Origin of the sequence: Kineococcus vitellinus (assembly GCF_009906315.1) — a bacterium.
Lineage (GTDB): Bacteria > Actinomycetota > Actinomycetes > Actinomycetales > Kineococcaceae > Kineococcus > Kineococcus vitellinus.
This window is the reverse complement of the sequence record NZ_JAAALL010000161.1, coordinates 1-10,144: the sequence shown is the minus strand read 5'-3', so window position 1 is coordinate 10,144 and position 10,144 is coordinate 1. Positions and strand designations below refer to the sequence as shown.

The window sequence follows — 10,144 nt, the reverse complement described above, 5'->3', positions numbered from 1 at the left end:
TCGCCACCCCGGCCAGCGTGCTCAGCACCGCCACCCCGGCGGCGGTGGCGGCGACCTCGGCGCCCAGCAGCCGCAGCCGACCCAGTGGACCGGCGCACAGCAGCACCAGGCGCCGCTCGTCCTCGGCCGCGGCCAGCGCGGCCATCCGCGCCGCGGCGAAGGCACCCACCGGGATCGCCAGCAGGCTGAAGACCGCGGCGCTGAAACCCTCGACGCGCTCCAGCGCGCCGAACCCGGCCCGCTCGGCCATCCTCGCCACCCCGCTGTCACCGGCCAGGAAGCCGGTGACCGAGACGGCGGTCAGCCCCAGCAGCAGGTAGTAGGCGCCGATCCCCGCCGACCACCCCGCCAGGGCCCGCAGGCCGCGTCGCAGCGCGAAGGCCTCCACGGACCCCAGCAGGCCCAGCCGGGCCGCCCTGTCCGAGCGCTGCCGCAGCAGCCCCTCACCGACGTCGCGGTGCGCCAGGGCCAGCAGCGCGCACGCTGCCAGTGCGACCGCGACGATCAGCAGCACCAGCAGCGGTGCCGGCCGGTCGCGGACGAAGGGGCGGCTGAGCTCCAGCAGCCCGAAGGGGGAGAACCAGCGCAACCAGGCCAGCGTCTCGACGCCGTCGGCGACCATCCGCAGCAGCAGCAGGCCAGCGCCCAGCACCCCCACCGCGGCGCCCGTGGCGCCGGCGCGGCTGCCGAACAGCTGGGCGCAGCAGGCGGCGAGGGCCAGGGAGAACAACCCCACCGCCGCGGTGCCGGCGCCGTGCACCAGCGCACCGGCCGGGCGGGTGCCCACGGCCACCAGCGACGCGCTCACCGCCGCACCGCAGGCGATCGGCACCGCGGCCAGCGTGAGCAGCGTCCAGCTGCTCGCGGTGCGCGCGGTGAGCGGGCCGGCCAGCAGCAGCGGCCAGCGACCGACCTCCTCCTGGGCGCGGGTGGTGCGCGTGGTCGCCAGGACCACCCAGGTGCTCAGCAGCACCGCGGTCACGGTGCCGGCGCGCCAGACCGTGAAGCCCCCGGGGTCGCCCAGCGCCACCGGTGCACCGAACAGCGTGCGGATCGCCGGGTTCGCGGCGATCGACTGCAGCCCTGCAGCGCTCGCCGGATCGGCGAAGACCCGCTCGTGGGTGGAGGCGATGGACGCCGACACCCCCGCTGAGACCACGAGCACCAGCACCGCTCCGGTGCGCACCTGGCGCCAGGCCAGGACGGCGAGCGCCCGCGCCGCCGACGCGCCGCCGGGGCGGGGCCCCGGCGCGGTCGTGGAGGTTTCCACCGTGGAGGAGGCCGGAGGGTGCGGGTGCCGCGGTGAGGCGCCCCGGGCGTCGCGGTGCCGGGCGCCGACGACCCGCGAGCTCACCGCGCCACCTCCTGGTCGTGATCGCTCGTGCTGCCCGCGCCGAGGCCGCTGCCCCTGCCGCCACGTCTGGGCGCGCCACGTCCGTCGTCGTCCCCGCCGTAGTAGTCCAGGAAGATCTCCTCCAGGTCCGGCTCGCGCACGGCCAACGTGTGCACGTCGGCCTCGGCCAGCGCGCGCAGCGCAGCGGCCGGTGAGCCGCTGAAGGTGAACCGGACCCGCCGCCGCGCGCCGGTGGCACCGGCGCCGGCGTCCTGCACGTCCTCGACGGCCTCGACCTCCTCGACTTCCTCGACGACGTCCACACCGGGCAGCGCGGACAATCGGGGCCGCGCACCGCTGTAGGAGGCGACGACCTCCGTGCGGTGCAGGCTGCGCAGGCCGGCCACCGACGCCACCTCGACGAGCCGGCCGGCGCGCAGGATCCCCACCCGCTCGCACAGCGCCTCCACCTCGCTGAGCTGGTGGGAGCTGAGGAACACCGTCTGCCCGCGCTCGCGGGCCTCGGTGACGGCGTGGCGGAACTGCTGCTCCATCAGCGGGTCCAGGCCGCTGGTCGGCTCGTCCAGGACCAGCAGCGGGGCCCGGGTGGCGAAGGCCGCGACGAGGGCGACCTTCTGCCGGTTGCCGGTGGAGTAGGCGCGGGTGGGTTTGTCCACGTCCAGGGCGAAGCGCTCGACGAGCTCGTCGCGGTAGGCGGTGTCGGTGCCCGGACCGGTGGTGGCCAGCAGGTGGAGCACCTCGCGGCCGGTCAGCTGCGGCCACAGCGCCACGTCCGCCGGCACGTGCGCCAGGTGGCGGTGGGAGCGCCGCACGTCCAGGGCGTCGACGCCGAAGATGCGCGCGGCGCCGGCGCTGGGGCGGGCCAGGCCCAGCAGCATGCGGATGGTGGTGGACTTGCCGGCGCCGTTGGGTCCCAGGAAGCCGAAGACCTGCCCGGCCGGGACGTCCAGGTGCAGGTCGTCCACGGCGGTGGTGGAGCCGTACCGCTTGGTCAGTGCGACAGCTCGCACAGCCGGTTCAGCCATCGGAAGCACGTCCCTCGGGTCGTCGCGGATCGTCACCGCCGACCAGGCTTCCCGGCACTCCGAGGAGGAACTGTACGCCGCTCCGCGCGGGTGCGGAAGGCTCCGCACCCGCCCCGCTGGCCGCTCCTCCGCAGCGGGCGCGCAAGGAGACCGTCAGCGCCTGCGAGCCCGCTTCGCACCGGTGACCGGCTTGCCGGAGAACCGGTGGCGACGCGGCTGCGGCACCGGACACCGGACACCGGACACCTCGACCTCACCGTCAACGCACCTGGTGACCCGTTCGGCCTCGAGGAGGCGACCCTGAGGACCGCTGCTCGGCGAGCGCCGCTCCCGCCGCGAGCACGTGGTGCGGACGGTCAGGTCGCGGCGTCAGCCGGCCGTCGTGGTGCGGTGCGCGCGGAGGCTGAAGAGCGCGTAGGCGGCCACGACGGCGAAGCAGGCCCCCGGCACCAGGTAGGCAGTGGTGGCGCTCGTCGCGTCGATGGTCGCGCCGTGCACGAGCGGCAGCAGGGCACCACCGAGGATGGCCATCACCAGACCGGCGGCGCCGAACTTGGTGTCCTCCCCGAGCCCTTCCAGGGCGATGCCGTAGATGGTCGGGAACAGCAGCGACAGGCACAACGACAACCCGACCACGGCCAGCAGGCCGATCAGGTTGGGCAGCACGACCGCCACCGTGCACAGCACCACGGCCAGGACCGTCATCACGAGCATGAGGAAGGCGCCGCTCACGTGGCCCATCAGCCACACCATCAGGAAGCGGGAGGCGAGGAAGACCAGGAGGCTGGCCTGCAGCCAGCGGCCCTGCTCCACCGCCGTCGCCTCCACCGCCTCCGCGGCGTACTGCAGGGTGAACGTCCAGGCGCACGTCTGCGCGCCCACGTTGAAGAACTGGGCGATCACGCCGAAGCGGTAGTGGCGGTTGGCCATCAGGCGCTTCAGCGTGGCGAGCAGGTGCGTCTCGTGGCCCTCCTGGATCGCCGTGCCCGGGTGGTCGGACATCTTGACCGAGGCGATGCCGATCCAGATGATCGCCAGGACCACGCCGACGCCGAGGTAGGGCGCCATGACGGCGTTCAGCTCCTCGGAGCGGACGGCGCGCAGCGCCTCGGGAGCCAGGGCGGCGCGCTCCTGCGCGGTCGCGGAGTTCAGCTGCGGCAGGATCAGCGTCGCGGCCAGGAACACCCCGATGTTCGTGCCGACCGGGTTGAAGGCCTGCGCCAGGTTGAGGCGGCGGGTCGCGCTCGCCTCGGGACCCATGGACATCACGAACGGGTTGGCCGACGTCTCCAGGATCGAGAGCCCGCCGGCCAGGGTGAAGAGGGCGAGCAGGAACATGCCGTACGTCATCACCTGGGCTGCGGGGTAGAACAGCGCCGCACCAGCGATCGCGAGGCCCAGCCCGAGCAGGACGCCGGTCTTGTAGGAGAAGCGCCGGTTGATGAAGGCCGCCGGCAGTGCCAGCAGGAAGTAGGAGCCGTAGTAGCAGAACTGCACCAGCGCCGACTGCAGGTTGCTCATGCTGAAGACGGTCCGGAACACGCTGACCAGGGGGTCGGTCATGTTCGCGACCGTTCCCCAGGCGATGAAGCAGGAGATCAGCAGGACGAAGGGCAGCTTCGCCCCGGGGTGCAGGAACGGTGCCCTGCCCTCGACGGAGAGGTCGCCTTCGGTGCGGGCCGAGCGTGCAGCCATGGCCGGTTCTCCTCGTGTCCGCGTTGACGTGAGGAGGTGATCACCGAGGCGGGTGCCTGGCCGGCGCCCGGCGCGGTGACGCCTCGGGCGCATCGCCCAGTGGCGTGTCTAGCACGTCACCAATGGTTCTTCCACCCACGGGGCGGCGGGCGCGCGTGGTGCGGGCACCGCCCGCCCGGGCGTCAGTCGAGGGTGCGGCGCGGTGCGGGCAGGACGACGACGGAGGTGCCGCGCGTCGCCGGGAGGGCTGCGACGACGGCCTGCTCGGCGGGGCGGGGACGCGCGATCCGGCGCAGGGTGGACAGCCAGTTCTCGCGGGTCGTGACGGTGGTGGTCCGCGGGGTGGGCATGCTTCGAGTGTGCGGCGCCGGCCGCCATGCGTCCAATGAGGGTTGCGCATGGCATCCATGACGTGGCGTCATGCGGGATGGACACCGATGCCCTCCGCTGGTTCCAGCAGGTCGCCGACGGCGTGAGCGTCACCGACGTCAGCTCGATCGAACGCGTCAGCCAGTCGGGGGTCTCACGTGCTCTCGCCCGGCTCGAGAAGGAGGTCGGCACCCCGTTGCTGCACCGCTCCGGGCGCTCGCTGCGCATGACGCACGCCGGTGTCGCCTTCAAGCGCCACGTCGACGCGGTGCTGCACGAGCTGGACGACGGCCTGGCCGGTGTCGAGCAGCTCCTCGATCCGGGGACCGGCACCGTGACCCTGGCCTTCCAGGGGGAGCTGGGTGCCTGGCTGGTCCCCGAGCTGATCGCCGGCTTCAGGGCGCGGCACCCGCAGGTCCGCTTCGACCTGCGCCCCGCGCGCGACGAGCTGGTGACCTCGGTGGGCGAACGCGGCGACGTCGACCTCGAGCTGACCGCCTCGCGCCCGGTGGGCTCCCCGTGGCGCTGGCAGCGCCTGCTGCGCCAACCCCTCCAGCTGGCGCTGCCGGTCGGCCACCCGCTCGTGGGCCGATCCGGCGCGGCGCTCGCCGAAGCCGCCGACCTGCCGTTCGTCGCGCTCCCCGCGACGTCGCTGCTGCGCCGGCGTCTCGACGAGCTGTGCACGGCTGCAGGCTTCCAGCCCACCGTGGCCTTCGAGTGCAGCGACCTGGCGACGGTGCTCGGTTTCGTCGCCGCCGGCCTCGGGATCGCCGTCGTGCCGGAGGTCGACGACGTCGCGGGAACGGGCGTGGGCTCACCACCGGCCGCGACCGCTCGCCGGGTGCCGCTCACCGACGCCGGCGCCACCCAGGACGTGGGGCTGGTGTGGGCCGCAGAGCGCCGGTTGCTGCCCTCGGCAGAGCGCTTCCGCCGCTACGTGCTCCAGCACGCCGGCACGCAGCACTGACCTCACCTGCACCGCCACCAGGCTCCTGCGAGCGCCGGCGCGAGCCGTGTGCGCGGGCCGCACCCGTCATCGCTCAGCGGGTACCTGGCGGTGGGCGTCCTCACCGGTCCACACGCTCTGCGGCAGGTCACCGGGCAGGTCCGGGTTGCCGACGGCGCGGAACACCGGGTCCTCGCCCGCCCGCACCTGCCGCTCGTAGTCGCGCAGGGCTCCCAGCGCCCACTTGCCCAGCAGCACGATCGCCACCAGGTTCACCAACGCCATCGTGCCCATCGCGACGTCGGCCAGCGCCCACACCGCCGCTAGCTCCAGCACCGAGCCGGCGCCCACCAGCGCCACCACGAGCGCACGGAAGAGGAGCAGCACCACGGGCCGGGCCCGCAGGAAGGACATGTTCACCTCGGCGTAGGCGTAGTTGCCCAGCACCGAGGAGAAGGCGAAGACGAACACCAGCAGGGTCATCACCGGCGTCAGGGCGCTGCCGAGCTGGTCCGCGACGGCGGTCTGGGTGAGGGAGGCGCCTTCCACGTCGGCGCCGGGCCGGTACACCCCCGGACCGGCGGAGAGGATGATGAAGGCGGTCGCGGAGCAGATGACGATGGTGTCGACGAAGACGCCCAGGGACTGCACCAGGCCCTGCTTGACGGGGTGGCTGGTGGTGGCCGTCGCGGCGGCGTTGGGGGCGCTGCCCATCCCCGCCTCGTTGGAGAACAAGCCCCGCTTGGCGCCGTTGAGCAGCGCGGCGGCGATGCCGCCGGTGATGCCGGCCGCGGCCTCACCGACGCCGAAGGCGGCCGAGACGATCTGGATGAGCACGCCACCGAGGGAGGTGATGTTCATGGCCACGATCACCAGGGCCAGCAGGACGTAGGCCAGGGCCATGAAGGGCACCATGACCTCGGCGATGCGGGCGATGCGACGAACACCACCGAAGATGGCGACCGCGGTCAGGGCCATCAGCAGCAGCGCGGTCCACCCCGTGGAGACGCCGTGCCCCTCGGAGAGCACGGCACTGATGGTGTTCGCCTGCACCATGTTGAAGGAGAACCCGAAGGTGAAGATCAGCAGGACGGCGAAGAGGACCCCACCGGCGCGCGACCTCAAACCCCGTTCGATGTAGAAGGCGGGCCCACCGCGGAAGGTGCCGTCGGCTGCGGGGACCTTGAACACCTGAGCCAGGGTGGACTCGATGAGGGCGGTGGCCATGCCCACCAGAGCGACCACCCACATCCAGAAGACTGCTCCGGGTCCGCCGAGCGTGAGCGCGATCGCCACACCGGCGATGTTGCCGGTGCCCACCCGCGAGGCCAGTCCGATGGCGAACGCCTGGAAGGAGGAGATGCCACCTTCCGCACCGCTGCGCGAGGAGGTGACCTGACGCAGCATGCGCCCGAAGAGGCGGACCTGGACGAAGCGGGTGCGGATGCCGAAGTAGAGGCCCACTCCAATCAGCACGTAGACCAGCACGTACGTCCACAGCAGGTTGGAGACCGGGTCGATCACGTTCTCCTGGATCAGGTCCATCCGTGCCTCCGCGGGTCAGGGAGTGCTGCGCCGGCGCCGTGCGGTGATCTGGCCGTGACCAGGTCGCTCAGTATGGCTGCTCATGCCGCCCTCGTCTGCCCGGCGCAGGTGTGTCGAGGCGGTGAGGTCGCTGCCTCCCGCGCCGCTTCAGGGAGTTGAAGCCGCTCGTGCACCTGATCAGTCGGTCGTCGACCCGCTGCTGCGGCGTCGTCCGCGTTCTCCTCTCGAACGTTCCAGGCCGTTCTCGCGGGGCTCGTGCGTCGGGCTCGCACGTCGTGGCAGCCTGCACCCACCTGACGGCCCGAGTCCTGCTGGTCGACCCCGGCGAGCACGTCCTCCTGCTGCGCTGCCAGCCGTGGTCGGCGGGCCGACGGCCGGGTACGTGGGAGCGACTCCGGCCCGGGCTCCGCGGCCGCGCCCAGGCGTGGAGCAGGGACGTCGCCGGCAGCACCCGCTGCTTCGAGCGCCAGGATGACGTGGCCGTGAGCGACGACAGGGAAGACTTTCCGCCTGCCGAGCGGTGGTGACCGCAGCGCGCTGCGGTCACCACCCGGCCAGCGGCAAGAGCGCGCGCACGGCCTCCACGGACCGAGGTCAGAGGCTCGTGCCCTCCTGCACGACACGGCACGCTCGACTCCGTGGAACGAGGTGCCGCGACCGGGTCCGGGATGGACCGCTCCGAGCCCTCGGCGGCGGTGCGTCGGGCCGCCGCCGCCCTAGGGGTGGCGCACGAGCCCCTGGCGGCGATCGGTGGCAGCAGCGGCCAGACTTGGGCGTGCGGCGAGCTCGTCCTGCGCATCGGCGACCCTCACGTGCTGGATCGGGAGGAGGCGGCCATGACCGCCGCCGCGAGCGTGGTGCCGGTTCCGCAGGTGCTTCAGAGGACCCGCTACGCCCACGAGCAGGGGCGGGAGCGCGCCGCACTGCTGCTGACCCGGCTGCGGGGGCGTCCGGCCGCGGACGTGCGGGGTCTGTCGCCACGACAGGTGCGTCGCCGAGGCGAGGCGTGCGGTGCTGCGCAGCTGGCCCTGGCGGCGCTGGCGCCTGCGCCCGTCATGGCGCAGGCGCCCAACTCCGTGCTCGCCCGGCAGGCGAGGCAGCAAGGTCTGGCCGGCGCCGACAGCCTGCTGCACCTGGACCTGCACCCGTTGAACGTGCTCGTGGACGATGCCGGCGAGGTCAGCGGCGTCGTGGACTGGGCCAACACGGCCGCCGGTCCCGCGGTGCTGGACCGCGCCCGGACGTGGTCGATCCTGACGCTGGACCCGGCGGTGCGGGCTCGGCGCCGGGAACCGCGGGTGGCCGCGATGGTGCAGGGGTGGTCTGACGCCGCCGCCTTCGAGACCCTGCCGGCGCCGGCACGGGCGTGGGCCTGCCGGTTCATGCTCGACGACCTCGCGGGGCGCCACCCCGACGACGGCCTGGCCCACGTGCGGCGGTGCCTGCAGGAGAACACCGGCCCTGACCGTTGAGGCAGCCGACGCGCGCAGGTGGACGGGTTCGTGACGTCGCCGGCCGTGATCGCGCCCGGACGACGTCCGGGGGTCGCCATGACCGGAAGTACTGCAGGGCGCCGTCACCGGACGCGGCGCGGCCCGCGCCACGACCCCGACCGCGCCCGCACGGCGCCATGCCCGGACGCGCCGCAGCGCAGGCTGACCGTGAAGTCCCCTGACATGATCAACGTGTGCCTGACCACAACCGGGTGGGCGGCCTGAAGGATGCGAGGGTGGGGGCGCGGTGCTGAGCACCTTCCTGATCACCCATCGGTGGATCACACCGGCTCTCCTGCTGGTCCACGTCGTCATCGGTCCAGTGATCGGTGCGTGGCTGGTCTCGCGCCCACGACTGGCGTGGGCGTCGACGGCCCTGTCCCTGCTGCCGTTGGCTGCTCTGACGTTGGTGCCGGTCGATCGCCATCTCAGCGTGAGCTGCGCAGTGCAGTGGGACTGGCCGACGCCGGCTCGGGTGGAGTCGTTCGCCAACCTGGTGCTCTTCGTCGCGCCGGTGCTCCTGGCGGGCGTGGCCACCCGCCGCTGGGTGCTGGCCGCCGTGATCGGTAGTGCGCTCTCGGTAGGGATTGAAGTGCTGCAGGCACTCGTTCTTACCCTGGGTCGCTCGTGCGACACCGGTGACTGGTTGGCGAACACCGTGGGCGCGTTTGTCGGTGGCCTGCTGGCGTGGGGGGCTCTGGCGCTGGCGCGGTGCGGACGGCCTGCGGAGCGAGCCCTTCGCCTGCGCTGATGGGACAGCGCGGTGATGGCCACGAGCACGCGCCGGTGGCGGCCGTAGCCGCCTGGAGGGCGGGATGACCGGTTGGGGCTCGCGCGGTGGGTGACCTCACCGGCGCAGCAGGTGCCGGTTCGTCTCGCTCCAGCGGATCCGCTCGGCCGGCACGTCGAGGTGACCGTCTTCCACCCACCGCTGCTGCGGCGGCACTCCTCGCGCGGCGAGGGCGGTGTCGGTCTCGACGGTGCGTCGCTGGCGGGTGGTGACGGCCTCGACCAGGGCGTGCACGTCCAGCGGCTCGACCCACCCGTAGGCCCGCGCGAAGAGGTGCAGTCGCCGGGCCCGGTCAAGGGCTCGGGCGAAGCCGTGCCAGCGGATGGCTTCCTCGTCGCTGCCGAAGGGCGTGAGGTACTCCAGTGCGTAGGCGACGTCGTCGATCGCGGGTCCGGGGTGGGCGAAGTCCCCGTCGAAGAGCCCTACTGCTTCGCCATCGCGCCAGACCCTGTTCCACGGGCCGGGGTCGCCGTGGCAGACGACCTCTGCCGGGGACTGCGGCGCCGCACCCCACGTGGCGCCCGGCTCGGGGGTGTAGTCGCGGCTGGCGTCGTGCACGGCGCGCAGCAACCGTGCTGCCGGGATCAGGCCGCTCTCGCTGGCCCGGGCAGGTGGGTGAGGATCTCGAGGTCACCGTGGTGGCTGACCGGTTGCGGCACGACGTCGCCGAGGCGTTCGTGCAGGTGGTGCAGGAGGTGGTGCACGCTGGGCGGCGCGGTGGACGAGGCCGTCCCGCACCGTGATGCCTCGCTCGACGCTGTGGTCACCAGCCTTGGTCACCGGCCCACTGTGGCGCAGCAGCATGCCCAGCGCCTGGATCCGTCGAACAGGCGAGCATGGATGTGATACCCCCCCTTTCGCCATGGGCGTGAGGTCGGTGGCGCTGTGATGGGTCGATGCTGGCCGGGGTGCCGGGGTGCCGGGGTG

At 73.1% G+C, this 10,144-nt stretch carries 9 protein-coding genes; 3 read left to right on the top strand and 6 right to left on the bottom strand.

The features are described 5' to 3' along the window. The 4 genes from GTQ99_RS14320 to GTQ99_RS14305 form a co-directional block, all read right to left on the bottom strand. Positions 1–1,270: polyketide antibiotic transporter (locus tag GTQ99_RS14320; RefSeq protein ID WP_166616412.1), on the bottom strand; the 1,270-nt coding region annotated here is incomplete at its 3' end. 80 nt (positions 1,271–1,350) lie between these two features. Next, positions 1,351–2,379: an ABC transporter ATP-binding protein gene (locus tag GTQ99_RS14315; protein WP_166616411.1), complete on the bottom strand. Its 1,029-nt coding sequence runs from the start codon at positions 2,377–2,379 to the stop codon at positions 1,351–1,353. A gap of 369 nt (positions 2,380–2,748) precedes the next feature. Then, positions 2,749–4,074: an L-fucose:H+ symporter permease gene (fucP, locus tag GTQ99_RS14310; protein ID WP_166616410.1), complete on the bottom strand. Its 1,326-nt coding sequence runs from the start codon at positions 4,072–4,074 to the stop codon at positions 2,749–2,751. A gap of 182 nt (positions 4,075–4,256) precedes the next feature. Next, complete coding sequence (locus tag GTQ99_RS14305; RefSeq protein ID WP_166616409.1) at positions 4,257–4,424, bottom strand: hypothetical protein; 168 nt, start codon at positions 4,422–4,424, stop codon at positions 4,257–4,259. A gap of 77 nt (positions 4,425–4,501) precedes the next feature. Between GTQ99_RS14305 and GTQ99_RS14300 the strand changes: the two genes are divergently transcribed. After that, the gene (locus GTQ99_RS14300) at positions 4,502–5,410 is read left to right on the top strand and encodes a LysR family transcriptional regulator (protein WP_166616408.1); all 909 of its coding nucleotides are present in this window, start codon (positions 4,502–4,504) and stop codon (positions 5,408–5,410) included. Positions 5,411–5,476: 66 nt separating this feature from the next. Here the strand turns inward: GTQ99_RS14300 and GTQ99_RS14295 are convergent, their stop codons facing one another. Next, complete coding sequence (locus GTQ99_RS14295; protein ID WP_166616407.1) at positions 5,477–6,934, bottom strand: alanine/glycine:cation symporter family protein; 1,458 nt, start codon at positions 6,932–6,934, stop codon at positions 5,477–5,479. 722 nt (positions 6,935–7,656) lie between these two features. On the opposite strand from GTQ99_RS14295, the gene GTQ99_RS14290 reads away from it, so the two are divergent. Both GTQ99_RS14290 and GTQ99_RS14285 read left to right on the top strand, forming a co-directional pair. Further along, a complete protein-coding gene (locus GTQ99_RS14290) occupies positions 7,657–8,406 on the top strand; it encodes a phosphotransferase (RefSeq protein WP_166616406.1) in 750 nt (249 codons plus the stop codon). Positions 8,407–8,674: 268 nt separating this feature from the next. After that, positions 8,675–9,178, top strand: coding sequence for a VanZ family protein (locus GTQ99_RS14285; protein WP_166616405.1), 504 nt, complete (start codon positions 8,675–8,677; stop codon positions 9,176–9,178). Between the two features lie 96 nt (positions 9,179–9,274). Here GTQ99_RS14285 and GTQ99_RS14280 read toward each other — a convergent pair whose 3' ends face one another. Continuing rightward, positions 9,275–9,775 carry a phosphotransferase gene (locus tag GTQ99_RS14280; protein WP_166616404.1) on the bottom strand — a complete coding sequence of 167 codons (501 nt, stop codon included), beginning with the start codon at positions 9,773–9,775 and terminating at the stop codon, positions 9,275–9,277. Positions 9,776–10,144: the final 369 nt, after the last annotated feature.

Bases quoted from the DNA above. Each gene is read 5' to 3' on its own strand.
- GTQ99_RS14315 (WP_166616411.1), bottom strand. From the start codon at position 2,379: ATGGCTGAACCGGCTGTGCGAGCTGTCGCACTGACCAAGCGGTACGGC.
- fucP (WP_166616410.1), bottom strand. From the start codon at position 4,074: ATGGCTGCACGCTCGGCCCGCACCGAAGGCGACCTCTCCGTCGAGGGC.
- GTQ99_RS14305 (WP_166616409.1), bottom strand. From the start codon at position 4,424: ATGCCCACCCCGCGGACCACCACCGTCACGACCCGCGAGAACTGGCTG.
- GTQ99_RS14300 (WP_166616408.1), top strand. From the start codon at position 4,502: ATGGACACCGATGCCCTCCGCTGGTTCCAGCAGGTCGCCGACGGCGTG.
- GTQ99_RS14295 (WP_166616407.1), bottom strand. From the start codon at position 6,934: ATGGACCTGATCCAGGAGAACGTGATCGACCCGGTCTCCAACCTGCTG.